Genomic DNA, 24514 nt, shown 5'->3' on the forward strand with positions numbered 1-24514 from the left:
ACGGTTGACGCGACGGACGCGGCGGACACGGCTGACGCGTCCCGCACGGCGGACGCGCACGAAGGCGCATAGCCGGGGGCGGATCGGGCGGCGCGGACCCGCACCCGTACCGTGGAGGGCGTGTACCGGTTCCTGCTGACCCCGCGGTGGTGGGGAATCAACCTCTTCGCCGTGCTGGCGATCCCGGTCTGTCTCTTCATGGGCAGCTGGCAGCTTTCGCGCTTCGAGGCGCGCGTGGACACCCACCAGCAGCAGGAGCAGAGCGCGGACAAGGCGGAGCACGCCAAGGCCGAGCCCCTGCACGACCTGCTGCCCCTCACCGGGGAGACCGTGGGGCGCACGGCGAAGACCACGGGGCGCTACGACACCGGGCACCCGCTCCTCGTACCGGACCGCGAACTGGACGGGAAGCGCGGCTTCTACGTCCTCTCCCTGCTGCGTACGGACTCGGGCAAGGCCCTTCCCGTCGTACGGGGCTGGCTGCCGGGCGCCGCCGACCCCGGCCGCGTTCCCGCGCCGCCCAAGGGCGAGGTGACCGTCTCGGGCGTGCTCCAGGTGTCGGAGTCCGCGCGCAGCCCCGACGTCGAGTCGGCCGGTGGCCTCCCCGAGGGCCAGCTCGGCATGATCAGCGCCGCGGCCCTGGTGAACGTCGTGTCCTACGACGTCTACGACGCCTGGATCACCCAGCAGCGCACAGAGGCCCCGCTGAAGCCGGTGCCGCCCGTCCAGCCCGACAACTCGGGGCTCGACATGAAGGCGTTCCAGAACCTGGGCTACACGGGCGAGTGGTTCGTCTTCGCGGGCTTCGTGGTCTTCATGTGGTTCCGGCTCTTCCGTCGGGAGGCCGAGCTGGCCAGGGACGCGGCACTGGGCCTCATCCCCGACCAGCCCGACGAGTCCGGCGAGTCCGGTCAGCCCGACGAGTCCGACGGGCCCGGCCCTAGCGAGTCGGCTGAGCCTTCTGCGGAGGGCCGCCGGGGAGATGACGGAGAGCAAAGTCGATCTCCAGCCTCAACTGCTTGATCCGCTCCTCCACGACGAGCGAGCCGTGCCCCGCGTCGTAGCGGTAGACCTCGTGCGGGTGACCCCGGTCCTCCAGCCGCGTCACGTAGTTGTCCACCTGACGGATCGGGCAGCGGGGGTCGTTGACCCCGGCCGAGATGTAGACGGGCGCCCGTACCGCGTCGACGTACGTGAGCGGCGAGGACGCCTCGAAACGCTCGGGGACCTCGTCCGGCGTCCCGCCCAGGAGGGTGCGGTCCATGGACTTCAGCGCCTCCATCTCGTCCCAGTACGCGGTGACGTAGTCGGCGACCGGGACGGCCGCGAGGCCCAGCGCCCACGCCTTGGGCTGGGTACCGAGGCCCAGCAGGGTGAGGTATCCGCCCCATGAGCCGCCCGCGAGAACCATCCGCTCCGGGTCGGCGAGGCCCGAGGAGACGGCCCACTCGCGTACGGCCTCGATGTCCTCCAGCTCGATGAGCCCGATCCGGTGCTTGAGCGCGTCGGTCCAGGCGCGGCCGTAGCCGGTGGAGCCGCGGTAGTTGACCCGTACGACCGCGAAGCCGTGGTCGATCCACGCGGCGGGCTGGGCGGCGAAGGCGTCGCTGTCGTGCCAGGTGGGGCCGCCGTGCACCTCGAAGACCGTCGGGAACGGGCCCTCGCCCTCCGGGCGCTGCACCAGCGCGTGCACGGTCCCGCCAGGACCCTCGACCCAGGCGTCCTCGACAGGCACCGAGTCCGGGGCCTTCATCCCGGGCGGGTCCAGCACGACGGCGCCCGTCGTGCTCCGCATGCGCGGCGCCTCCGCGGCCGACGACCACATGTACTCGACGGAGCCGTCGGGGCGCGGGCCCGCGCTGGTGACGGAGCCCGCCGGGGTCTCGACGCGGGTCAGCTCGCCCGTGGCCAGCTCGTAGCGCCACAGCTCGCTGCGCGCCTGGAAGCTGTGGACGACGAGCAGTGCGCTCCCGTCCGGGTACCACTCGGCGGAGACGTCGCCGGGGAGGTCGATGGCGAGGTCCGTGGTGTCGCCGCTCGCGGTGTCCCAGATCATCGGCTCCCAGCGCCCGCGCCGCTGGTGTCCCACCAGCAGCCTGGCGTCGCCGTCGACGGGCGCGAAGCCCAGCACCGTCAGGCCCAGCTCGCGCCGGCCGCCCTCGCTGTCGTCCAGCTCGGCGACGGGCGTGCCGTCGGTGCGCACGACGCGCAGCGCGGAGTGCATGGCGTCGCCGTGCTCCGTGTGCTCGATCGCGATCAGTGAGCTGTCGTGCGACAGGTCGCCGACCCCGGCCGACTCGCGGTGCCGGTAGATCTCCACGGGCTCGCCGCCCGCGGCGGGTACGACGTGCAGCGTCGTGCCGTCGTCGTCCGTGGAGCGGCCGACGACCGCCGTGCCGTCGCGGCCGATGGCCAGTCCGGCGGGGTAGGAGGGTTCGAGGCCCGGTACCGCGGGCTCGTCGGGGCCGCCGCCGAAGGGCTGGCGCATCCACACGCCGAACTCGTCGCCGTCCGTGTCGGAGAACCACCAGATGGTGCGGCCGTCGGGCGTCAGCGTCCCGTCGGTGGTGCCGTTCGGCCGGTCCGTGACCTGCCGCTGCTCGCCGGTCGCGCGGTCCCAGGCGTACAGCTCGTGCGTCCCCGTCACGTTCGAGACGAACAGCGACCGCTCCGGCGCGTCCTCCGCCCAGTCGGGCAGTGAGACGCGGGGTGCCCGGAAGCGCTTCTCCCAGTCCGGCATGGGATCCGTTGGGCCCGTGGAATCCGTGTTCGCGATCGAAGTCATGGCCCCCATTCTGCGCTGGCGCCCGGGGGCGCCGAGGGGGAAGGGGTGCTATGGCACCGGGACGGGGCGCGGGCGGAGCGGGGACGGGGCGGGGGCGGTGGCGGTACCGGCGGTGGTGTCACCCGTATGGAGTAAGAGGGGTTTGGGGGACGGGATGCCACTGAGATGGCCCCTGCCGCCGCATGAGGCCGTTCGGGGGACCCGGGGCCCGCTGTGACGGGGCACGACGGGGGTGGCGCGGGTTGCCGTGGCCATGCGCGTCATGCGTGATGGTGGAGGCGCGTTCCCCGCCGAGGAACTGCCCCGCGGCGCGCCGCGACAAGGAGTCCGCATGGAACCCAACGGCCGGACGGACGGCTTCACCAATTCCGAGGAACTGAGCGGCCTCACCGTATACGACCCCGAGGGCGACAAGATCGGCTCGGTGGAGCACGTATACGTCGACGACCGCACGGGACGCCCTGACTGGGTGACCTGCAAGACGGGTCTCTTCGGCAGCAAGGAGACCTTCGTACCGCTCGCCGGGGCCCGGCGCCAGGGCTCCGACCTGCACATCCCGTACTCCAAGGAGATGGTCAAGAGCGCTCCGAACATGGACGCCGACCAGCATCTGGACCGCAGCGAGGAAGAGCAGCTCTACCGGCACTACGGGCTGGACCGCGGCATGAACACCGGCACGGACACGTCCGGCGAGCGCGGCATGGGTGCGGGCGCGGGTGCCGGTGCCGGTGGTATGGCGGGCGCTGGCGCGGGCACGGGCCGGGGCACCGGCGGTTCCGCCTCGGACATGCGCGAGCCCGCGATGGCCCGTTCCACGGACAAGGGCGACGAGTGGAGCGACAAGGAGAGCATGATCCGCTCCGAGGAACAGATGCACGTCGGCACCGAGGAGCACGAGGTCGGCCACGCCCGGCTCCACAAGTACGTGGTCACCGAGCATGTGACGACGGAGGTGCCCGTCAGCCACGAGGAGGTCCGCGTCGTCCGCGAGCCGATCAACGAGGCCGACCGGCCCAGGTCCGCCAACATCGAGGAGTCCGAGATAGAGGTGACGCTCCACGCGGAGGAGCCGACGGTGCGCAAGGAGGCCGTCCCGGTGGAGAGGGTCCGCCTCGACACCGAGAAGGTCACCGAGCAGCAGGAGGTCTCGGCCGACATCCGCAAGGAGCAGGTCGAGTACGACACCAAGGACGACGACGCCTCCGGAGGCGGGGGCAGGGGCGGCCGGCACGGCCGTGGGCGGTGACGTCCGGCGTCGGGAGACGCCGGGGGGCGCGGGGGGCGTGAGGGAGGGGCATCCGCACATCGCGGATGCCCCTCCCTTTTTGTTCTGCGGTCGCCTTTCTCCGTGGGCATTGAGGACCGAACCTGACCGCAAGGGTTCATAACGTGGGGTTCATCGGGAGGCGCACTCCGGCGCCTCGGGATGAGAGGCGGCGACATGCCCGTAGTGGTGAAGAACGAGGCCCCCGGCGACGAGCGCGGCGCGCTGCTGCTGTACCTGGAGGCGCAGCGGGGCGGCATCCGGCGCTCGGTGTACGGGCTCACCGAGGAGCAGGCCCGCAGCGTCCCCTCGGCCAGCGCGCTCTCGCTCGCCGGGATCCTCAAGCACGTGGTGCACGGGGAGCGCGGCTGGCTCCGTACGCTCCAGGGCAAGACGTCCGACTTCGCCGAGGCCAGCAAGGAGTGGGAGCACAGCTTCGCGCCCGCCGAGGACGAGACCGTCGAGTCCCTGCTCGCCCTCTACGACCAGGTGGCCCGCGAGACCGAGGAAGCGGTGCTGGCCCTGCCCTCCCTGAACGTCACGTTCGAGGCGCTCAAGATGCCCTGGGACGAGGGCGGCCCGCGCTCCTGGCGCTGGGCCCTGCTCCACCTCATCGAGGAGGTGGCCCGCCACGCGGGGCACGCGGACGTGATCCGCGAGTCCATCGACGGCAAGGGCGCGTTCGACCTCGTCTTCGCGACGGGCGCGATGGCCGAGCCGGACTGGACCGCGGTCCAGTAAGGGGCGGGGGCGTCCGGCGCCGGGCCCTGGCGCGGGCCCGGCCCGGCCCGGCGCGGGTCAGGCCGTCGGTCAGGCCGTCGGCAGGAGGACCACCCCGTCGCCGTCGGCGTGCAGGATGTCGCCGGGGCCGAAGGTCACGCCCCGAACGAGACCGGTACGTCCACGGCACCCTCGCCCGCCTTCCCGCTCTCGCGCGGGCTGGTGCCGAGCGCCTGGACCGGGCCGGGCTGTCGTTCCGCCGTGCGACGTGGATAAAGTCGGCGGGGAGCGGACCCGGGAGGGGCGGCGTGATCGAGGTCGTGACGGCGAGTGCGGTCACAGCATTTGTGACTGCTGTGCTCAATGGTGCTGCCGGTGAGATGGGCAAGCAGTTACTGCTGTCGACCCAGGCGCAGATCGTGCGGACCCTGGGACGGCCGACGCCGCTCCCGGCCAGCGGCCCCGAGCTGGACATGGTGGGCCGCGAGATCAGCTCCCGGCTCGAACCCGACCAGCGCCTCACCCGCGAGTGGGCACTGCTCCTTGGCAGCGCGCCCGTCGCGGCCACGCTGACCCCCGGAGCGGGGATGCCGCCGTCACCCCGGGACTTCACGGACCGGGTGGCCGTGCTGCGGCAGCTGAAGCGCGAGGCGACGCGTCCCGCGAAGGGGCGGTCGCGGGTGGCGCTGCTGTGGGGACCGCCGGGTATCGGCCGCCGGGTGATCGCGTTGCAGTTCGCGTCCGAGAACGCGGGTCTCTATCCCGACGGGCAGTTCTACGTCGATCTACGGGACGTTGCCGGAGACCAGGCCGTGGAGCCCGTCGTCGTACTCCAGCGCGTGCTGCGGGAGATGAACGTCGGCCCTGACGACCTTCCGGCCACCGAGCTGGGGTGCCAGGACCTCTACCGGCGCCTGACGAACGGCCGTCGCGCCCTCGTAGTGATCAACCACGCGACGACGGCAGCCCAGGTGCGCCCCCTCGTCCCCAACACGCCGGAACTGTTCCTGGTGGTCGTCGCCTCAGGGCCGCCCTTCGCCCTGGACGCCGAGCGTATCGAGGTGCCCCCGCTCAAGGACCGGGACGCGAAGGCGCTGCTCAAGAAGGCGGCGGGAGCTGAGAACGTCGCGCGGGCAAAGGCGCGGCTGCCCGGAATCCTGGAGCGCTGCGCGGGGAACGGCTACGCGCTGCGGGCGGCGGCGGTGCGGTTGTTCGACGCGGAGCCGCCAGAGCCGCCGAGCGGACCCCGCTCCCCGTCCTCCGACCCCGTGCGCGGCACGGTGCGGGCTGTCTGCGCCCGGCTGCCGTCGCCGACGGTGCGGATGTGCCGTCTGGTGGCGCTGGGCGGCTGGCCGGTGGTGACCGCCGAGCTCGCCGCGTGGGCGGTGGCGGCTTCCCCGGAGGACGTCGCGCCGATGCTGACCGAGGCGGCCGAAGCGGAACTGCTCCAGCCCCTGGGCGACGGCGGCTACCGCTTCCCTCCCGAGGTGGGGCGCTACCTCGCGGACACGGCGGGCGCGGAACTCGGCGCGCCCGCGTGCTCGGCCGCTGTGTCCCAGATGCTGACGGGCCTGCTGAACCGCGCGGAGCACGCGGCGCACGCCGCGCTGCCGCAGAGCTGGCGGGTCGCGGAAGCGCCCGAGCAGGGCGAACCGTACGCGGGGGAGGCCGAGGGCCTGGCGGCGCTCGTGGCCGGGCGGGTGAACCTGCTGCGGGCGATCCTCGTCGCGGAGGACTACCAACACGTCGAGACCTGCCTGCGGCTGGCCCGCACCCTGTGGCCCCTCGTACTGAAGGCCGGGTACTGGGCCGAGGCGCTGCCCGCGCTCCAGGTCGCGGCGCGGCGCGCGGACGAACGGCATCCGGAGTCGGAGACGTCGGCGGCGCTGCACTTCCAGCTCGCCCACTGCCTGGGCCAACTGCGCCGCTGGGACGAAGCGGAACGCGAGGCCGGGACCGCCGTCGCGCACGAGCGGGCCGCCGGGCACCTCTTCGGAGAGGCATCCTGCGTCGAATATCTGGGCCTGCTGCACCTCTACCAGTCGAAGGGCCCGGAGGCCGCGCAGCGGTTCGCCGAGGCCGGAGCGCTCTACCGGCGCACCGTGGACGACCGGGGGGACGACCAGGGGGAGGACCGCCAACTGCGACGCGCCCTCGCCCTCCTGGAGCGCCACACGGGGCGCGCCCTGTGGGTCAACGGAGAGCTGGCGGAGTCCCGCCGTCATCTGGGCGTCGCACGCGCCCACTTCGAGCGGGAGGGAGAGGACTACAACCTGGCCCGCACGCTCACCGACCTCGCGGAGACGACGCACACCATGGGGCGCGACGACGAGGCGCTGGACCACATCGCCGAGGCCGAACGGCTGCTTCCCGCCAGCGCGAGCGCGCACCGCCGCTATCTCACGGACCTGCGACGGCGCTGCGAGGCGACGTCGCGGTAGCGGACTCCACCGTCACCGGGTGCGTACGGCCCGCCGTGCGCACCCGTAGCGTCGTCGTCCCCTCGGGGGACAGGGAGCCTCCGCCTGCCAGCCAGGCGTGCAGCGCCGAGGCGTAGGCGGCGGGGTCCGCGTCCGCGTCCGGCCCCGAGGCGAGCTGGAGCAGGCCGTACCCCCGCACGTAAGCGGTGCAGGTGTGGGGGCCGGTGACGTAGGCGGCGAGCGCGCACTGCGGGTACCGTTCCAGCGCCTCCGCGGCCCAGACCGCCGGGCCGCCCCACCGCGGATCGTCGCGCGGCCCCTCCCGCGTGATCACGTCGGTCACGGTGAGATCGACGGGGTTCCGCGTGTCCTCGTGCACCGCGAGGTGGGTCTCGCCACTCGCCCCGTACGGGTGCTCAGCCGTCCGCTCGACGCCGATGCGCCGCCCCTTGACCCAGGTCCGCACGTGCAGCGGCGCCGTCCGCCGGGGCGGCTCGTAGGGCGGCAGCGCCAGCGGCTCCAGCAGCGCGGGGGACGCGGGCTCGGAGAGGCCCAGCAGCCCGTAGAAGCTCCGGCGCAGCAGGGCGGCGGACTCACCGGGCACCGAGCTGGTGAACTCCGCGGGGCCAGGGAGGGGGCGGTGCGCCGCGAGGGCCCGCTCCAGTTGGCCGCGCAGGTCGGCGTACGGGTCGAGCCGGGGAGCGGTACGGACGAAGTCCGCGAGCGGCGCCTCGGGGTCCAGCCGCTCCTGGCCCGTCGCCGCGAGCAGTACGGGGACGCCCAGCGCCGCGGAGTAGTAGGAGACGGCCCCGAAGTCGCCCAGCACGATGTCCGCGGCCAGGAGGGCCTGCCGCCAGGAGTGCAGGGGGTCGATGAGCGCGAGCCCGTGGCGACGGGCCCGGTCCAGCCACGCGCGCACCTGGCCCGGACCGTGGCCGTACCAGATGTTGGGGTGCAGCACGGCGGCCACTCGGTACTCGTCCGCCGGAAGCTCGGCGGCCAGCCGGGGGAGCAGGCTCGGCAGCAGGTCCTCGGAGCCGCCGTCACCGAAGAAACCCTCGGGGTTCCAGGTGGAGTTCAGCACCACGAGCCGCTGCCCGCGCCGCACCCCCAGGGCACGTCGGAACCGCTCCCTGTACGGGCGTCCCGCGAGCATGCGGTCGTAGCAGGGGTCACCCGCGAGGACCGCGGCGTGCGCCGCCTCCGGGCACGTGCGTCGCAACCGCGAAAGCTGCTCGGGGTGGGACAGCACGAGGGCGTCGACGAACGGTTCGCCGTCCACCAGCAGCCAGTCGGGCGCCAGCCCGAACGTCGGCTCCAAGGCTCGCGGCTCGCGGCTCGCGGCTCGCGGCTCGCGGCTCGCGGCTCGCGGCTCGCGGCTCGCGGCTCGCGGCTCGCGGCTCGCGGCTCGCGGCTCGCGGCTTAGCCAGCTTCTTAGTATATCCGACTCCATGTGACAAAACGCACAATTTGCCCTTCAGGGCATGGAGTTCGCCCCCGAAGCTCGCGGAGATCGCCAGGTCGACGGGTGTGGAAAGGGCCTGCTCCCAGGGGAGCACGGGCAGTCCCAGCTCGGTGAAAAGCTCTCGGATCCCGCCCTGGAAGGCCGAGGATCCCGTCGCGGTGACGAGCGACTGCACGCGGAAGTCATCGTGGAAGAGCGGCAGGACGTCCAACAGACGCCCGGCCGAGGTGACGTTGTGGACCACGAACAGCACCCGGCGCGGCGCCTTCCGGCTTGCCCACTGATCGGCATCCAGTCCCACAGGCACGCGTATGGCCGAGGGATCCGCTGATCCCACCCGTCCTCCTGCTGGCTGCGATGTCGTCAAGCGTCCCCGGCCACCCTAGCTCCGGGCCCGGCGGCGGTCGCAGGGGCGTGGGTCATCGTTGCCGCTCCCGCTCCCGCTCCCGCTCATGTTCCCGTTCGGAGCGCGGCTCCTCCATGCTTCCCAGCGTGTCCCGCCGACAGGGGCGCGGACCCTCGCCGGGTCCGCTCATGTCGATCTCACCGGCCGAGGTGATCAGCGCCTGGCTCCCCCTGTCGTGCCGGTGGACGTTCAGACGGTGCGGGAGTTCAGGTACGCCGGGACGCGACGCGGTCCGTTGTCGGCCAGCGCACGTCGTGCACCCAGCCGAGGCGTTCGAGCAGGCGGATCACGGCGGCGGACGGGTCGATCTGGCCGCGGTCCACACCGTGGCGGGCGCTGGTGGGGTCGGAGTGGTGGAGGTTGTGCCAGCTCTCGCCGAAGGAGATGAGCGCCAGTGGCCACAGGTTGGTGGCGCGGTCGTGGCGCCGGGTGCGGAACGGGCGCTGTCCGATCACGTGGCAGAGGGAGTTGACACTCCAGGTCACGTGGTGGAGCAGCGCGATACGTACGAGGCCGGCCCACAGCAGCGCGGTCGTCGCGTGGACCCAGGTGCCGCCGATCACCCAGCCGAGTGCGAAGGGGAGGGCCAGGGTGAGGACGCACAGCGCCGGGAAGGCCCGGGAGACGGCGCGGATGTCGCGGTCGGCGAGCAGGTCGGGGGCGTAGCGCCCGGCGGGGGTGGGGTCGTTGCGGAAGAGCCAGCCCACGTGGGAGTGGGCGAGGCCGCGCAACTGGCCGCGCAGGTGTGTGCCGTAGCGGTAGGGGGAGTGCGGGTCGCCGGGGCGGTCGGTGAAGGCGTGGTGGCGCCGGTGCGTGGCGACCCAGCCGATGACGTCGCCCTGGAAACTCATCGACCCGGCCACCGCGAGGGCGATCCGCACGGGCCGGGGTGCCCGGTATCCGCCGTGGGTGAGGCCGCGGTGGAAGCCGACCGTGACGCCGAGCCCCGTGACCACGTACAGGGTGAGGCCGAGCAGCACGTCGGTGGAGTGGACGAGACGCCCCCACAGCAGCCATACGGCCAGGCCGAGCGCGAGGAACGGCAGGACGACGATCAGTGCCGTCACCGTCACGTACAGCCGCTCGCCGCCGCTGCGCGCGGGCGCCGGGTGGTCGTCGGAGGGGAAGGGGGCCGTCCCGTCGTACTTCTGGGATGTGGTGACGTCGCGCGGCGGGGCGGGGGCTTGGGAAACGGAGGAACTGGGGGTCATGCAGGGCTCCTTGGCCTCGGTCCGGAAGAGGTGGCCGGGGTCCGGGGCCAGGGGATCGCTGGGTGGGTGACCCGGGGGTCAGCTCGTTTCGCCGACGTGGCCGACGTGGCCGACGTGGCCGACGTGGGTGCGCCGCGCCCGTGAGCGGCTTTCCCCGGGCCAGGACTCGGCTGCCGGGCCGGGCCCTTGGGGCAGCGGGGTGTCCACCGTCAGGTGGAGCCGAGTACCCCCTTTTCCGTCGTCCATGGGGCAGCTGCGGGACTCGTCGCGGACGAAGCCGTCGCGGACGAGGAACCGGCTGTGGAGCAGCGCATCCTGCCGTGCCGCTTCGAGGGCGGCGACGGCGCGGACCTCTCACCCGTTCGTCCGGAGTCGTACGTCCCGGTCGTTTTCCGTCCGGCAGGAGTACGGTGGAGAGGCGAGGGCGTTCGTACGCCGGTGCCCTACCGACTGGAGAACTCCTCCCTCGCCGTCCGTCCACTCAGGGGCAGCCCTGGACCTCGGCCGCGCCATCCGCAACCAGGCCGAGGAGCCCGCGCATGTCCCGGACATCCATCGCTCGTGCCTCCCCGAGTCCCCGCAGGGCGCAGCCCCGTACCGGGATCATGACGGCGACCTTCCTCGTCCACAGGGGAGTGCGATGCCGCGCGGGAGGTGGGGAGCGTCGGTACACCCCCTGGGCCCGGCACGGCGTGGAACGCGTCCGGCTCGACCCGTCGGCCACCCTCGTCCGCCTCTCCGAAGCACCTCGGCCGCGCATGCGACGGCCTCCGCGAACCACTCGCGAACCACTCGCGAACCACCCCGTCACGTCCCCGTGAACACCCCGTCCGAGCACGGCAGTCGGCAGGAGCCGCACCCATGACCCTCACAACGAACCCCCCGCTTCCCTCCCCGCCTCTGCTCCGCCTGCGCCTGGCATCTCACGCCGACGGGCCCCGCGCCATCGACGGAGCATGGCGACCGCGCTCGTACGATCTGACCGCCGAGCTCCCCGGGCTGCTCGCCGGGCTGCCCCGCGCCTGGGGGCACATCACCACCGTCACGTTCAACGGTGCGGTGTGGTCGTCGACGCCGGGCCGGATGTTCGTCGCAGGTCAGGTCGTCCGTCTGTGCAGGAGCCTGTCGCCCACGGTGGCGCACACCGTCGTCCTTCTCGCTCCCGGCCATGGGCGCTGGGACCTGCTCGTCGTCCCGCCGGACACGACCGAGGAGGCCGCGCAGTCGATTATGGAGCGTGTGGCGGGAGCAGGGAGTGTCGCGGGGCCGGCATCCGCCATGGCGATCCCCCTGGCGCCCCGGGCGCGCTCCTGACGCGGACGAGGCGGGCGAGGCGGGCGAGGCGGACGAGGAGATCCCGGAGGGGAGCGCGTTCGCTCGCCCTGGCCGACCGCGCCGCGCTGGCGGCCGTGTCCTGGCTGACCAGTCCGCTCTCGTCCGACGACCATCTCGGCCTGATCGATCCACTGTGGTCGGCGAGGCGCCCCGCGGGCCGGGTGAGCGCCGTGCGGCGCGAGGTGCCCGGTGCGGCCACGCTGGCGATCCGGCCGGGCAGGGGCTGGAACGGTCACCGGGCCGGGCAGTGTCTGCCGCACGGAGCCGAGATCGACGGCGTACGGCACGGGCGTACGGATGGACGGCTGACCGCGGCCCGGACCGTCGAACTCTGCCCGGACTGGCGCCGTCGGGAGACCTGGGCATGCGGTCCGGCCGGACTCCTCGACGCGGCCGAGGCGCGGTGGGCCGCCGCAGGCGTGCGGGAACGGCCGCGGGTGGAGCGTTTCCGCCTGGCACCCGTGCGGGCACCGGGGGCCGATGCGGTCGGCGGCCGGGTGCGGTTCGGCCGCAGCGGCTCCGGCAAGAACCTCGGAAGTTCTTGCCGGAGCCGCGTTCCTACGTACGCTGCCCGTCTGCCGTTTTCGACGTGGGGCTTACTTCTGGGGCTGTTCGGGGCGGAGATCGGTGAGGGGTTCGGTACCGCTCATGAAGGCGGTGGCGAGTTCGGTCAGGCGCCGGTTGTGCGAGCGTGCGTAGGCGCGCAGCAGCCGGAATGCCTCGTCCAGGCTCACGCCATAGCGTTCGGAGAGCTTGCCCTTGGCCTGCTCGATCACCACGCGGGTGCCGAGCGCGGTCTCCAACTGCCGGGTGAGCAGGTCCTGGTCCTCGCTGGTGCGCTGTTGCAGGACGCTGATCGTGGCGACGTCCGCCATCGCCTGCGCGATCTCGGCGACCCCCGGGTCCTGCGGCTGCGCGGCGGTGTGGAAGAGGTTGAGGGCGCCGATGACCTTCTGCCGCAGCCGCAACGGCAGCGCGTGCACCGCGGTGAAGCCCCGCCGCTGGGCGTCCTCGGCGAAACGCGGCCAGCGCTCCGTGCCCTCCGTCAGATCGGGGACGATCACTGCCTCGCCGCTGCGGTAGCAGGTCAGGCAGGGTCCGCTGTCGTTCTGCACCTGGAGCAGCTCTATCAGCCGAACGTCGTCGCTGGAGGCGCCCATCACCCGCAGCGACCCGCCGCGGTCGGCCAGCAGCACCCCGGCCGCGGCGACCTCCAGCGTCTCCACGCAGTGGCTGGTGAGCAGCGTCAGAAAGTCGATGAGGTCGAAGTCGTCGACGAGGTTGTCGGCCAGCTCGACGAAGGCGGGAGCCAGACGCTGTTCATCCACGCTGCTCACTCCCGGTCCTGATGGTCTCTGTCCTCGGCCGCCCGAGACGTCGGAAGTCGGGGTACATGGAGATGTCACTCCCCTTCACGGACGCGCGCTGTGCCGTCCGGGTCGAAGCGCAGACGGCGGGAGACCACTTCGATGGCGATGTCCGTCACCGTCTGCGAGTGGGCGTAGGCGTGGGCGCGCAGCCGCACGGCTGCTTCCTCGACGCCGACGCCGATCTGTTCGGTGAGCATGCCGACGGCCTGGTCGACCTCCGCCCGGTAGTGGTCAAACCCGAGGACGTCCTCCATCGTGCCCGGCCCGGGGGCTTCCACCGAGACGACGCTGGCGGCGGTGAGCAGCAGCAGTGTGGCGGCGGTGTCCGCGAAGGCCAGGGCATCGGCGAGGGCCTCCCCCTCCAGAATGCCGGTGCGGGCGGAGTACATGTCCAGTACGCCTGGCATACCGGCCCGTGCGGCCAGCGGCAGCGAGAACAGCGCGTTGGCCCCCGCGGCGTGGGCGGCCGGGGCGAAAGCGGGCCACCGCTCGTGCGGCTCGGGGGCGGACAGATCACCTGTGAGCACCGGAAGCCCGGTGGTGATGGCATCGACGCACGGCCCTTCCCCCAGGGTGAGCTGCAACTCCTCCAGCTCCCCGCTGATCCGGTCGGTGGTGTGCAGTACGTGCCGCAGCGCGGGCGAGCTGGCCATCGAGATGCCCACGCCGTCCACCGGAAGCGCCTTGACCGCCGCGGTGCACACGTCCCGCACATCAATGGTGCCGACGCGTCCTCCGGCTTCCCTGGCCACGAGTTCGAGCACGCGCATGGCCCGGTGGTCAGACACGGACGTAGAGGCAATGGGTTGCGGGCATACCGCACATGATCCGGCTCCGTTCCGACGCAGCGCCGACTGCACCGAAGCCCGAGGTGTCAACAGCGGGGACTCGACCATCAGCCCTGATCCCACGAGGCAGCCCTGAGTTTCCAACGTACCGCAAGAACGAGCGGCATCGCAGTCGCGGGGACGGACCGCCGCACGGAACCGGCGCTGGGCGCGACTGTCTTCCGCACCGCGCCCTGGGGCAGGTCGCGCTGTCAGGGCTCGCGGGTCAGTTGGTACGGCGGGTCCATCGGATCGAGGTGGAACAGATCGTCGACGTCGGCGTAGGGCATGTGCCCGGGGGAGCCGCGTAAGTAGGCGACGGCGGCACTCGTGAGCCGGACCCTGCCGCCGCCGAGGTCGGTCACGCCCTTCGGCCGGCCGAGCGCCCCCAGCCATTCGGAATGCGCCGGGTCCATCGTGGCGACGTAGGTGCCGGGTGTGCCGGGTGTGCCGGGTGTGCCGGATGCGAGGTCGCGGGCAGCCAGGACGTCTCCGTCTGGACCCAGCCGATGAGGAACCCGTCACGACTGCCGTCGTCCACGCGGATCTGCACCACCCCGCGCGACGTCCCCGGCCTCACGAACAGGTTGCGTCGGCGCAGCGTGTCCCTGGCGTGCGCGCCCAGACGTTTGAGGTCCATGGGCCAAGAGTGTCAAGGGAGTTGGCGAGGGCTGGCAAGACCACCTCGTCAGGCACAGACCGAGGCCGTCGCGTGGTGACCGGGCAGTGCGAGGCGGCGCTGGGTGCCCGTCTCGCACTGTGCCCGACGGGTGGCCCCCCAATGGCCCCCACGTAGCAGATCAGGCCCGGCGCTGATCTCTCAGCACCGGGCCTGACCTGGTGTTTCCTCTGTCGGGGTGGCGGGATTTGAACCCACGACCTCTTCGTCCCGAATGAGGTCTGGGTGTGATCGTCACCAGATAGTTCGCTATTTTGCCTGGTCAAAGCGTTGGTACTGGGTGGTCTCAGAGGGGGTCGACGGCGCGCGGGGAGCTGGTCGGCTCCCGAATGGCTCCCAAAAGTGCCGGGGAACGTTCTGCAGAGCGTCCCTCGGAGGGCGTGCTCGTGCACGCGACGGACTGTCTCGTAGCGTGATGTGTGACTCGGCCGAGTCGTCGGGCGTTTCTTGAGACAGGCGCTCGCACCCTCGGGCGCGTAGGCGAAGAGCCAGCAGCCTGGATGTGGGCCGAGCAACCAGCGCGGAGCCGCCTCACCTACTCCTCATCGAGCAGTACGGCTTCGGCGATCTTCTGTGCGATGCCCTCCACAGAGTCGTACTCCGTGCTGAAGCCCGCCTGGTCGCGGAGGAAGCTACTGAACTTCCCGACATCCCCGAAGCTCACGCCGTGGAGTACGGGGATCACCGTGTCCTTGTGCAGCAGGGCACCCAGCTCGCGCTCGGTCCAGAAGCGTCGCCCCAGGTACGCCTCAGTAAGCAGCGTCACACCGGCTCGCGCTCGGGTAAGTCCGTCATCCATCTGACGGGACAGGCTCTTCCCGGCGCGGATGGCCACTTCGTCAAACCAGACTGTGATGCCGAGGGAGTCAAGCTCGCTACGCAGATGTTCGGCCACATCGGCTCCGTCGACACGTGCGTAACTCAGGAATACGTCGTACTCGCGCTCGTCCTGCTCGGCGACGGCGCTCTGCACTCGGTCGACAAGGTGCTGCTCTTCCACTGTGAACGAGACCGACGAGCCGCTGCTCTGCCTGAGCTTGGCGAGCTGCTGACGGTTGTGTCTTTCAGCCGTGCGGTTGTAGTCCGACACCGTCTTCCTGACCTGACTCTCGAACTTGCGCTGGGCCCTCTTGGCGTCCTGCTCTGCTTTGCGCTGGGCGCTTCTGAGCTGCTGGCGCATGGAGCTCGTGCTGATCCTCTTGGCCACTGGTCCTCCGGAAACCACTGAAGCGTGTGCCTCTTCACGAGGCTCCGGTTGACCACGCTAGACGATGGGTCTGACAGCGGAGCGAAACATCAAAGATGCTTCCATTGCGGTCGTTACAGCCAGGTTCGCCACCAAGGGCGAGGCCCAGCGCGCCGCGAGCGAGGCGAGAATCGCTACCGTCGCGGCGACTGGCGCGACCCGGTCCTCGGCCAGGAGACCTTCGGCGAGTACGCCAGCCGCTGGTTCGCCGCCCAGGACCTGGCCGCCTCGACCATGCAGAACTACAAGCGCCATATTGAGGAGCGCTTGCTCCCCGAGTTCGAGGACAAGGCACTCGTCGGCATCCTGCGCGCGGATGTCGACGCCTGGGAGAAGAAGGAGAAGGCTGCCTACGCGGCCTCCAGCGTCAAGACCTGGCGCTCCACCCTCCACTTGATCTTCGAGGACGCGATCGATGAGGGCCTGATCACGTCCAACCCGGCCGCCAGGCGGCGCGGGCGCGGCAAGCGCGCGGGCCGCTCGCGGGACCGTGGTCCGGAGAAGGTCGTCACCGGTGCGCTCGGCATCCTGCTGACCGCCTTGGTCCTCAACCACGTCGCCCGCACGAAGCCGACGCCCTGCCCCTGCCACGGCAGGACTTATGTCTTCCGGGGCCTGGGCGCGGCCCGTACTGGTGGCCACCAGGGTGCGAAGCTCGTCGACGTCGCGCGTCTCGCCGGGGTCTCCACGGGGACGGTCTCTCCAACGTCCTCAACCACCCCGATCGCGTACGGGAGGACACTCGGGCCCGTGTCGTGCGGGCGGTCGCCGACCTCGGATTCGTCAGGGGCGGCGTGGCGCCGGAGCACGCGGCCCACTGGCGCCGCAACGGTTTCGCCACCTGGCTCTTCACCCCGGCGGTCTCCGGCTGGTACCCGAAGAAGGCGCCGCAGGAGGCCCGCCCGGTACCGATCCTCGGCGAGCCGTGACCCGGCATCCCGGCACAGGGCCGAGGTGCTTCTGCTTGAGCAGACGCCTGCTGGCTTCCGATCGCCAAGGGCCTCGCACCCCACGGCCTCCGCCACACGCACCGCACGATGATGGAGGACCTTGGCACCGAGAAGGTCCTCATGGACGAGCGCATGGGCCACATCGACGGCTCGATCTCGGCCCGCTACGCCCACGTCACGCCGGGCATGCGCAGGCGACTCCTGCTCGGGCTGACCGAGCAGTGGGAGGCGGCGCTCGAAGCGCGCCGAGAGCTGGCCCCAAGGTCTCCGGTGTCAGCCCTTGATCGTCTACTCCAGGAACGGCCCTGATCTCGGGAAGTCCTCATCAGGCGAGCTGATTTTCAGTTGCGGGATGATGGCCCAGCCCCGTCACTTCTCTCCGATCTCCGGAGCAAGGGCGGGGTTTCCTGAGTATCTACTTCTCCTGCCTCGGTCGGTTGCGCGTGCTCTTCCGGCCTTGATCGTTGATTTTCGCTTGCCGTGACTCTGCTGTCGGTTTGATCCTTCTCTTGAAAGAGGAGGGCGTGTGACATGGCATACGCTCGTTGGCGCCACGTCCTCATAGAGTCCCAGCGGCACGCTCTCAAAGCGGTGGACGAGTGGAATTGCACGACTGGAAACTACGGTGATTTCCTCACGCACATGCACAAGGCGTGGCACTACCTGCTCCATGCGGAGTTTCACAAGGCGAAGATCGACTATCACTACAAGGACTCCAGGACCGGCCGCCACCAGCTAATCAACGGTGAACCCAAGGCTTGGGATCTGGAGCGGTGCTTGCGGGAGCGATTCCCCAACAACCAGGACCCCGTGCGTTTGAACGGAGAGTTGTTCGTGGCGCTCCGCAACAAGGTGGAACACCGCTACGAGCACAACCTGAAGATTGTTACAGGTGGAAGGGCCCAGGCGCTCGTGATGAACTACGAGCAGGAGATGGTCGCCCACTTCGGCCCCGAGCACAGCCTTGCTGATCGACTTCGATTCCCGATTTCACTTCAGGCTCTCACTGCCGAGGAACGGGCGCAGCTCCAGGCGGCGGCGAAGAAGCTACCGAAGTCCACCCGCGATCTGGTAGCGAAGTTCCAGGCCGCCATTGACCCGGCGCTGCGGGACGATCTCCGGTACGACTACCGTGTGCGGCTCGTGCCCGTCGTCGGGCCGAAGACGGAAGCCGACCTGGCGATCAACTGCGTCAAGCTTGATGAGCTGAGCGAGGATGAGCGCAGGACTATGGTCGAGGCCGGGCGTCGCGGCACGGTGATTGAGAAGGTCAAGCACGTCGAAGTAGTCGACAAGGACAAGCTGCTCCCGGGCCAGGTAGCTCGCCTCGTCGAGAACCAGGTGCCCTTCGAATTCAGCGCCAGTCACGAGCACGCGAAGATGTGGCGACGTCTTGGGGTGAGACCTGCGGCCGGAGCTTCCGACCTTCGTGCTACGAACACGAAGTACTGTGTGTACAACGAGGCGTTCGGTGCGTACGTCTACACGCCCGCTTGGGTGAAGAAGGTCGTCAAGGAGATCGGTACCGTCGAGAAGTACCGGCAGTTCTTCGGTAAGGAGCCCCGGCTGAAGACGGTGGCCTCGTTTCCGAGGCAGCCGGGAGCGCCGGAAGCGAGCGATGCACAGCAGCACAGCGAGTCCGCCTAATCCTCGAAGGACAGGGGTGTTACTCGCCGAACAGACTGTCTTGCACGTACTCGACGACCTTCCGCTCCGGGTAGAAGACGGCTAGCAGCATGAACGTTTTGGGGTGGGAAGCGATGTTGCCCACGAAGAAGTGGACGGCCCGGTTCGGGGCACACATCCGGTTGTACCAGCGCTCCTGCAACGCATCACGAACTCCGCGCTCACCGTACTTGCGTAGGAACTTGCGGTACGACTGACCGGCCTCCCAGTCCTTCAGCCTCATGTCGTGACTCGGACAGTCGTCGTCCGCGCAGCGGAAGCTGTAACGGAGATCGAGCGGCACCCACTCCAGCGGGTTCAGCTCCTGCTCGAACAGATCGATCTGGTCGGCCAGCGCGGCTTTGGAGACGGGCCAGGGCTCGGCCTCCTCTAGCCGGAAGCGGGTGATCTCAGCGGGCCGGAAGACGCCGAGGGACGTCCCCCGTTTCTCCTGATCCCGCTTGATGGCGCAGAGCGACGGGGCGACCAGTGGCTCTACGTACCGGTACCGCTTCTTCCAGCCTTCGTCGGACGGTATGTCACCCACGATTTCCAACGTGTCGAGGTCGGGGCGCAGACTCTCCGGGCGAGAGTCCCGCTCCGGCCGGTGCGGTTCGACGTCGACTTCGATGAGCGAATACTTGGAGAACTGGGCGTCCTCACTGAGGAGCCGGAAGGGCACAGGGAATAGCCGTACGTGCTGCGGCTCGCCCTGGTCCAGGCGTATGCCGGCAACGCAACTGGTCTCGCGGTACTTGTTGGACAGCTCCGGATACGTCTTGACCGTGATCATGATCCGTGCGCGCTGCCTATTCCTGAACGCCGACGACGCCATGGCGTGCCCCCTCCATCGGTCTCCCCGATCTGATTGGAAGAGCGACATGTGCCACGGGCAAGGGCGCGTGTAGGAGCTAGGGGCGAAGTCAGGCCAGGGGATTCACCGGCACCGCGGCCCGTTTGCGGATCGTCTCCAGGACGACCTGCCGGTGACAGCGGCTCTCATCCTTCTCGAAGCACAGCACCGCTACCCGCGATGCTCGGGCGTGCTCCGCGAGGCGGTCAAGATCGGCTTGGGCTTCCTCGGACCGCAGTACGCCACGGAAGCGTGCCCGGCCCACTTCGACGCGGCCGTCCCAGAAGGGCTCCCGATTGTCCTTCGGATTGCCCAGGCCACGCAGGTGCGTGTACTCGATGCCGGCTTCAGCCAGAGCCTCTCCGAGACGGGTCTTGCTGAAGCCCTTCTTGCGGCTGATCGGGGTGAGCCGTACATCTGCCACGACACCGATGTGGCTGTCGACGAGCGAGGCGACGAACGAGTCGATGTCCCGTCCTTCGTATCCGGCCGACCAGAGACCGGGGGTGATGGGCGGGGCCTGGGCCAACCGGAACAGATCGTCGAGAGAGACCGCAAGGGCCCCGGCCACCGCGCCGACAGTGAAGAAACCTGGCTGGATCGTTCCCTCGCTCTCCAGGCGGCCCAGCGTCCTGACGGTGATGCCTGCTTCCTTGGCCAGCCGTTCGCGGGTCCACCCTCGGTCTTCCCGCAATGCCCGTACCCGCTGGGCGAGCGCGCGGGCGTTGCCGTGGGGAGGTGCTGAGCGAGGACCTGCCATGTGCGGTGTTCCTAACGACCGTTGGGGTGGCCCGCACGGATGTTCCTGGTCAGTTGCGAGCCTTGGGTTCGCGAACGCGCAGGTCTGAGGGGCGGGCGAGCACCGCTCTTCCTGCGGCACTGGAGACTGCTCCTGGGAGAAGCCGACCAAGATCTTCTCCCAGATTTCTCCCAAGCGATCTCCAGAAACCCGTCAGGGGCCTGACCCGCTCTCGCGAATCAGGCCCCTGACCTGGTGTTTCCTCTGTCGGGGTGGCGGGATTTGAACCCACGACCTCTTCGTCCCGAACGAAGCGCGCTGCCAAGCTGCGCTACACCCCGAAGCAACGAGGACTACTTTAGCCCAGGTGAGCGCTGAGGCGAAATCCGGTTTGCGGGGGCCGGGTCCCCCTTACTCGCGGGCCGTCAGCGTCAGCAGCGTCGCCTCTGGTGGGCAGGCGAAGCGGACCGGGGTGTAGCGGTTCGCGCCGCAGCCAGCGGAGACGTGGAGGTAGGAGGTGTGGCCGCCCGCGCGGTGGTGGGAGAGGCCCTTCACGCGGTCCGTGTCCAGGTCGCAGTTGGTGACCAGCGCACCGTAGAAGGGGACGCAGACCTGGCCGCCGTGGGTGTGCCCCGCGAGGATCAGGGGGTAGCGGTCGGCGGTGAAGGCGTCCAGGACGCGCAGGTACGGGGCGTGGACCACGGCCAGGGAGAGGTCGGCGTCCGTCTCGGGCCCGCCCGCGACCTCGGCGTAGCGGTCGCGCTTGATGTGCGGATCGTCGAGCCCGGTGAGGGCGATCTCCTGGCCGCCGTCGAGCTTGAGGCGGCCACGGGTGTTGGAGAGCCCGACCCAGCCCGCCGCGTCGAACGCGTCCTGCATGCCCTCCCACGGGTTGTGGACGGCGCCCACCACGGGCGCGTTCCCGTTCAGCCCGTGCCGGCCGGTCGCCTTCTCCAGCAGGTACTTGGCGGGGTTCTTCGGCTTGGGCCCGTAGTAGTCGTTGGAGCCGAAGACGTACGCGCCGGGGAACTCCATCAGCGGCCCCAGCGCGTCCAGCACCTCGGGCACCCCCTCGGTGTCGGAGAGGTTGTCGCCGGTGTTGATCACGAAGTCGGGGCGGAGACCGGCGAGGGACTGGAGCCAGCGCCGCTTCTTGTTCTGCCCGCTGACCATGTGGATGTCGGAGACCTGGAGCAGCCGCAGATCGTGCATGCCCCGCGGCAGTACGGGCACGGTCACTCTCCGCAGGCGGAAGGAGCGGGCCTCCACTCCTGCCGCGTAGCCGACGCAGGCCGCGCCGAGAGCCGTCATTGCGAGAGGTACTCCGTATCGCGCACGCATGGGTCCATCGTCGCAGACGTGGCGAGCACAATGCGGTGGGTGACCGACAGGCTTGCTGGCATCCTTATGGGCATGACCACGCTCAAGTCCCGGCTCCAGGACGACCTCACCGCAGCGATCAAGGGGCGCGACGAACTGCGCTCCGCGACCCTCCGTATGACCCTCACCGCGATCACCAAGGAGGAGGTCGCGGGCAAGGAGGCGCGCGAACTCTCCGACGACGAGGTCCAGCAGGTGATCACGCGCGAGGCGAAGAAGCGGCGCGAGGCCGCCGAGGCTTTCGCGGGCGGCGGCCGTGCCGAGCAGGCCGAGCGGGAGCGGGCCGAGGGCGAGGTGCTCGCGGACTACCTGCCCCAGCAGCTCGGGGACGAGGAGCTCGACGCGATCGTCGCCGAGGCGGTCGCCGAGGCGAAGGCGGGCGGCGCCGAGGGGCCGCGGGCCATGGGTGCCGTCATGAAGATCGTCAACCCGAAGGTGGCGGGCCGGGCGGAGGGCGGCCGGGTGGCCGCCACGGTCAAGAAGCAGCTCGCGGGCTAGCCAGCCCCCTTGCTTCCGGGGTCCGCCCCTGCTTCCGGGGCCTGCCCCTTTTCCGGGGTCCGCCCCGTTGCCGGTTGCCCGGTCCTCACGGGCCCCGCACCCCGCGCATGAGTAAGGGGCACCCTCCCCATGAGGGTGCCCCTTACTTACGTGCCCGGAGCGGGGGCGGAAGCGGTACGGCTCGGCCCCTCCGCCCGCGCACCCGCCCTGCGGTCAGCGGCTAGCGCCAGCCCCCGTTGCCATTGCCATTGCCGTTGCCGCCGATGTCCCAGCCGCCACCCGGACCGCCGTCGGCGCCGCCGTTGCCACCGCCGCCGATGACGTCTGGCGGGATGCTGACGTCGGGCCACGGGTCCTCGGGCTCCTCGGCGGGCGGCTTGTCGTCCGTCGAGCCGCCGTCGTCATCGTGGTTGCGGCCGCTGTCCGGGGTCTTGTCGCGGCTGCTGCCCTTCTTGTCGTCCTTGATGGCCGAGCCCTTGAACTTGGGCGCGGGCTTCCCCGACAGCGCCCCCGTCATCGCGTCGCGCCAGATCGGGCCCGGGACCTCGCCGCCGAAGACCTTGTCGTGGTACTCGCCGCCGATGGTGATGTCGGTCATCTGGGTGCGGTGTGCGGGGTCGCCGACCCAGACGGCGCCGGACATGTTCGGGGTGTAGCCGACGAACCAGGCGGCGTAGCGCTGGTCGGTCGTACCCGTCTTGCCCGCGCTGTCGCGTCCGCTCAGGCCGGCCTTCTTGCCCGTGCCGTCCTCGACCACGCCCCGTAGCAGGGAGCTGACGGTGTCCGCCGTCTTCGTCGTCATCGCCCGCTTGCACTTCGTCTTCGGCACGGGCAGCTTCTTGCCGCGCGCGTCCGTGATCGACTCGATGGCGATCGACGTGCAGTGCACGCCCCTGTTCGCGAAGGTGGCGTAGCCCTCGGCCATCGTCAGCGGCGAGACCTCCTGGGTGCCGAGGCTGATGGAGGGGACCTGGTCCATCTCCTTGCCGTCGGCGCGCTCGATGCCCATCTTCTTGGCCAGGGTGGTGACCGGGCAGACGCCGATGTCGCTGATCAGGGAGACGTAGTAGGTGTTGACCGACTTCGCGGTCGCCTCCTTCATGCGGTACGGGCCGACCTCCGAGCGGTTCTCGTTCTCGACGGGCGCGCTGCCGCTCCACTTGCCCTTGCAGGTGTTGACGGGCGACGGGTACTGCATGCGGTACGGGGAGGCGTAGCGCTTGTAGGGGCTGGTGCCCCTGTCGAGGGCCGCGGCGGCGATCACGGGCTTGAAGGTGGAGCCTGGCTGGTAACCGGCCCCGCCGCCCATGTCGCCGTCGACGGCCAGGTTCATCTCCGTCTCGTTCTTCTTGTAGCCGTACGGCCGGGACTGGCCCATTCCGAGGATCTTGCCGGTGCCCGGCTCGACGATGGCCGCGGCGGTGGCGACCTTGTCCGACTTGTTGACGTGCTGCTCGATCGACGCCTGGATCGACTCCTGCGCCTGCGGGTCCATGGTGGTCTTTATCGTCAGACCGCCCTGGTCCCAGCGCTTGGAGCGCGCCTTGCGGGTCTTGCCGAAGGTCTCGTCGTTGAGGAAGACCTCGCGTACGTAGTCGCAGAAGAACCCGCCGCCCTTGACGGCGGTGATGCAGCCGTTCTTCGGGGTGCTGACCTTCAGATCGATGGGCTTCTTCTTGGCCTCGGCGGCCTCCGCCTTGGTGATGTCGCCGAGGTCGGCCATGCGGGCGAGCACGGTGTCGCGCCGCTTCTTGGCCTCCTCCTCGTTGTTTATCGGGTCCCATCTGCTGGGGGACTGCACTATGCCCGCGAGCAGCGCCGACTCCTCCAGGGCCAGGTCCTTGGCCGGCTTGGAGAAATAGCGCTGGGCCGCGGCCTCGACGCCGTAGGCCTGCTGGCCGAAGAACGTGATGTTCAGGTAGTTCTCCAGGATCCGCTTCTTCCCGAGCGTCTCCTCGACCTGTATCGCGTACTTCAGCTCCTTGATCTTCCGCCCGATCGTCTGCTGGGTGGCCTGGGCGACCTTGTCGGGGTCGTTCCCGGCCTCCTCCACGAAGACGTTCTTGACGTACTGCTGGGTCAGGGTGGAGGCGCCCTCCTGGACCTGGCCCTGCTGGGCGTTCCGGTTGACGGCGCGGAGCACGCCCTTGAGGTCGATGGCGCCGTGCTTGTAGAAGCGCGCGTCCTCGATGGCGACGATGGCCTTGCGCATGGAGGGCGCGATGTCGTCGAGGTCCACCACGGTGCGGTCACGCGAGTAGACCTTGGCGATCTCCCCGCCGTCCGCGTCCAGGATGGTGGTGCGCTGGCTGAGCGGGGGGCGCTTGAGGTTGGCGGGGATCTCGTCGAATCCCTCGACGGTCCCCTTCGCCGCGAGCCCCAGGCCACCGGCCGCTGGCAGCGCGATCCCCGCCAGCACGGCACCGGCGAGCACGCTGACACCGACGAACTTGGCGGCTTGCTGCGGCCCTGACAGCCCTCCGCCCGAGCGCTTCTTACCCATGAGGGGCAGCCTACGTGTCGAATCCCCGGACAGGGGACCATCTGTTCGCCTAGGCTGTCGGATGTTCACCCCTCCACACCCGTCACATCGGCCTCCCTTCGTCACATCTTCCTAGTCACTCCAGTGAGTGATGAGAAGTGTCCGTAATGGCGTGAACTGTCGGTATGCATTAGCCGCGCGCTCCGTTTGGCGGAGTCT

18 protein-coding genes, 1 tRNA gene and 1 pseudogene are annotated in these 24514 nt (G+C 70.2%); 8 read left to right on the forward strand and 12 right to left on the reverse strand.

What is annotated here, in order from left to right:
* The first annotated feature begins 120 nt into the window (after positions 1-120).
* On the forward strand, positions 121-1023 hold the full coding sequence (locus ACWGJ2_RS15465; protein WP_453346594.1) for an SURF1 family protein: 903 nt from the start codon (positions 121-123) through the stop codon (positions 1021-1023).
* Here ACWGJ2_RS15465 and ACWGJ2_RS15470 read toward each other — a convergent pair.
* On the reverse strand, positions 941-2785 hold the full coding sequence (locus ACWGJ2_RS15470) for a prolyl oligopeptidase family serine peptidase (RefSeq protein WP_453346595.1): 1845 nt from the start codon (positions 2783-2785) through the stop codon (positions 941-943). The genes ACWGJ2_RS15465 and ACWGJ2_RS15470 overlap by 83 nt on opposite strands.
* 331 nt (positions 2786-3116) lie before the next feature.
* Between ACWGJ2_RS15470 and ACWGJ2_RS15475 the strand changes: the two genes are divergently transcribed.
* The 3 genes from ACWGJ2_RS15475 to ACWGJ2_RS15485 all read left to right on the forward strand — a co-directional run bounded on the left by ACWGJ2_RS15475 (position 3117) and on the right by ACWGJ2_RS15485 (position 7210).
* Positions 3117-4031, forward strand: a complete 915-nt coding sequence (locus tag ACWGJ2_RS15475) for a PRC and DUF2382 domain-containing protein (protein WP_453346596.1) — start codon at positions 3117-3119, stop codon at positions 4029-4031.
* Positions 4032-4226: 195 nt separating this feature from the next.
* Positions 4227-4790: a DinB family protein gene (locus ACWGJ2_RS15480; protein ID WP_453346597.1), complete on the forward strand. Its 564-nt coding sequence runs from the start codon at positions 4227-4229 to the stop codon at positions 4788-4790.
* Between the two features lie 359 nt (positions 4791-5149).
* Positions 5150-7210, forward strand: a complete 2061-nt coding sequence (locus ACWGJ2_RS15485) for an ATP-binding protein (RefSeq protein WP_453346598.1) — start codon at positions 5150-5152, stop codon at positions 7208-7210.
* On the opposite strand, the gene ACWGJ2_RS15490 is transcribed toward ACWGJ2_RS15485, so the two are convergent.
* Positions 7170-8510 carry a hypothetical protein gene (locus ACWGJ2_RS15490; protein ID WP_453346599.1) on the reverse strand — a complete coding sequence of 447 codons (1341 nt, stop codon included), beginning with the start codon at positions 8508-8510 and terminating at the stop codon, positions 7170-7172. The genes ACWGJ2_RS15485 and ACWGJ2_RS15490 overlap by 41 nt on opposite strands.
* A 756-nt stretch (positions 8511-9266) precedes the next feature.
* Entirely contained in the window at positions 9267-10271 is a 1005-nt protein-coding gene (locus tag ACWGJ2_RS15495; RefSeq protein WP_453346600.1) for an acyl-CoA desaturase, read from the reverse strand.
* An 861-nt stretch (positions 10272-11132) separates the two neighbouring features.
* Between ACWGJ2_RS15495 and ACWGJ2_RS15500 the strand changes: the two genes are divergently transcribed.
* Complete coding sequence (locus ACWGJ2_RS15500) at positions 11133-11585, forward strand: DUF5994 family protein (protein WP_453346601.1); 453 nt, start codon at positions 11133-11135, stop codon at positions 11583-11585.
* Positions 11586-12202: 617 nt separating this feature from the next.
* Here ACWGJ2_RS15500 and ACWGJ2_RS15505 read toward each other — a convergent pair.
* The 4 genes from ACWGJ2_RS15505 to ACWGJ2_RS15520 all read right to left on the reverse strand — a co-directional run bounded on the left by ACWGJ2_RS15505 (position 12203) and on the right by ACWGJ2_RS15520 (position 15662).
* Entirely contained in the window at positions 12203-12934 is a 732-nt protein-coding gene (locus ACWGJ2_RS15505; RefSeq protein ID WP_453346602.1) for a GAF and ANTAR domain-containing protein, read from the reverse strand.
* Between the two features lie 74 nt (positions 12935-13008).
* Positions 13009-13764: an ANTAR domain-containing protein gene (locus tag ACWGJ2_RS15510; protein WP_453346603.1), complete on the reverse strand. Its 756-nt coding sequence runs from the start codon at positions 13762-13764 to the stop codon at positions 13009-13011.
* Between the two features lie 251 nt (positions 13765-14015).
* Complete coding sequence (locus ACWGJ2_RS15515; protein WP_453346604.1) at positions 14016-14219, reverse strand: hypothetical protein; 204 nt, start codon at positions 14217-14219, stop codon at positions 14016-14018.
* A gap of 798 nt (positions 14220-15017) precedes the next feature.
* Positions 15018-15662 carry a toll/interleukin-1 receptor domain-containing protein gene (locus ACWGJ2_RS15520; protein ID WP_453346605.1) on the reverse strand — a complete coding sequence of 215 codons (645 nt, stop codon included), beginning with the start codon at positions 15660-15662 and terminating at the stop codon, positions 15018-15020.
* A gap of 142 nt (positions 15663-15804) precedes the next feature.
* On the opposite strand from ACWGJ2_RS15520, the pseudogene ACWGJ2_RS15525 reads away from it, so the two are divergent.
* Positions 15805-16987: pseudogene (locus ACWGJ2_RS15525) on the forward strand (LacI family DNA-binding transcriptional regulator); the annotation flags it as partial.
* A 222-nt stretch (positions 16988-17209) separates the two neighbouring features.
* Positions 17210-18325 (forward strand): DUF3644 domain-containing protein, encoded by a 1116-nt coding sequence (locus ACWGJ2_RS15530; RefSeq protein WP_453346606.1) that lies wholly within the window; start codon positions 17210-17212, stop codon positions 18323-18325.
* A 19-nt stretch (positions 18326-18344) separates the two neighbouring features.
* On the opposite strand, the gene ACWGJ2_RS15535 is transcribed toward ACWGJ2_RS15530, so the two are convergent.
* The 4 genes from ACWGJ2_RS15535 to ACWGJ2_RS15550 form a co-directional block, all read right to left on the reverse strand.
* On the reverse strand, positions 18345-19136 hold the full coding sequence (locus ACWGJ2_RS15535; protein ID WP_453346607.1) for a hypothetical protein: 792 nt from the start codon (positions 19134-19136) through the stop codon (positions 18345-18347).
* A 130-nt stretch (positions 19137-19266) separates the two neighbouring features.
* Positions 19267-19956 (reverse strand): DUF488 family protein, N3 subclade, encoded by a 690-nt coding sequence (locus tag ACWGJ2_RS15540; protein WP_453346608.1) that lies wholly within the window; start codon positions 19954-19956, stop codon positions 19267-19269.
* 246 nt (positions 19957-20202) lie between these two features.
* A tRNA-Pro gene (locus ACWGJ2_RS15545) sits at positions 20203-20276 on the reverse strand.
* A gap of 70 nt (positions 20277-20346) precedes the next feature.
* Positions 20347-21276 carry a metallophosphoesterase gene (locus ACWGJ2_RS15550; RefSeq protein WP_453346609.1) on the reverse strand — a complete coding sequence of 310 codons (930 nt, stop codon included), beginning with the start codon at positions 21274-21276 and terminating at the stop codon, positions 20347-20349.
* Positions 21277-21348: 72 nt separating this feature from the next.
* On the opposite strand from ACWGJ2_RS15550, the gene ACWGJ2_RS15555 reads away from it, so the two are divergent.
* The gene (locus ACWGJ2_RS15555) at positions 21349-21813 is read left to right on the forward strand and encodes a GatB/YqeY domain-containing protein (protein ID WP_453346610.1); all 465 of its coding nucleotides are present in this window, start codon (positions 21349-21351) and stop codon (positions 21811-21813) included.
* A 220-nt stretch (positions 21814-22033) separates the two neighbouring features.
* On the opposite strand, the gene ACWGJ2_RS15560 is transcribed toward ACWGJ2_RS15555, so the two are convergent.
* Positions 22034-24316, reverse strand: a complete 2283-nt coding sequence (locus ACWGJ2_RS15560; RefSeq protein ID WP_453346611.1) for a transglycosylase domain-containing protein — start codon at positions 24314-24316, stop codon at positions 22034-22036.
* Positions 24317-24514 lie beyond the last annotated feature (198 nt).

It is taken from the genome of Streptomyces sp. NPDC054796 (assembly GCF_053611545.1).

Bases quoted from the DNA above. Each gene is read 5' to 3' on its own strand.
- ACWGJ2_RS15560 (WP_453346611.1), bottom strand. From the start codon at position 24,316: ATGGGTAAGAAGCGCTCGGGCGGAGGGCTGTCAGGGCCGCAGCAAGCC.
- ACWGJ2_RS15535 (WP_453346607.1), bottom strand. From the start codon at position 19,136: ATGATCACGGTCAAGACGTATCCGGAGCTGTCCAACAAGTACCGCGAG.
- ACWGJ2_RS15540 (WP_453346608.1), bottom strand. From the start codon at position 19,956: ATGGCAGGTCCTCGCTCAGCACCTCCCCACGGCAACGCCCGCGCGCTC.
- ACWGJ2_RS15485 (WP_453346598.1), top strand. From the start codon at position 5,150: ATGGGCAAGCAGTTACTGCTGTCGACCCAGGCGCAGATCGTGCGGACC.
- ACWGJ2_RS15555 (WP_453346610.1), top strand. From the start codon at position 21,349: ATGACCACGCTCAAGTCCCGGCTCCAGGACGACCTCACCGCAGCGATC.
- ACWGJ2_RS15470 (WP_453346595.1), bottom strand. From the start codon at position 2,785: ATGACTTCGATCGCGAACACGGATTCCACGGGCCCAACGGATCCCATG.
- ACWGJ2_RS15480 (WP_453346597.1), top strand. From the start codon at position 4,227: ATGCCCGTAGTGGTGAAGAACGAGGCCCCCGGCGACGAGCGCGGCGCG.
- ACWGJ2_RS15530 (WP_453346606.1), top strand. From the start codon at position 17,210: ATGGCATACGCTCGTTGGCGCCACGTCCTCATAGAGTCCCAGCGGCAC.
- ACWGJ2_RS15515 (WP_453346604.1), bottom strand. From the start codon at position 14,219: ATGGACCCGGCGCATTCCGAATGGCTGGGGGCGCTCGGCCGGCCGAAG.
- ACWGJ2_RS15550 (WP_453346609.1), bottom strand. From the start codon at position 21,276: ATGCGTGCGCGATACGGAGTACCTCTCGCAATGACGGCTCTCGGCGCG.
- ACWGJ2_RS15520 (WP_453346605.1), bottom strand. From the start codon at position 15,662: ATGCGCCAGCAGCTCAGAAGCGCCCAGCGCAAAGCAGAGCAGGACGCC.
- ACWGJ2_RS15495 (WP_453346600.1), bottom strand. From the start codon at position 10,271: ATGACCCCCAGTTCCTCCGTTTCCCAAGCCCCCGCCCCGCCGCGCGAC.
- ACWGJ2_RS15475 (WP_453346596.1), top strand. From the start codon at position 3,117: ATGGAACCCAACGGCCGGACGGACGGCTTCACCAATTCCGAGGAACTG.
- ACWGJ2_RS15500 (WP_453346601.1), top strand. From the start codon at position 11,133: ATGACCCTCACAACGAACCCCCCGCTTCCCTCCCCGCCTCTGCTCCGC.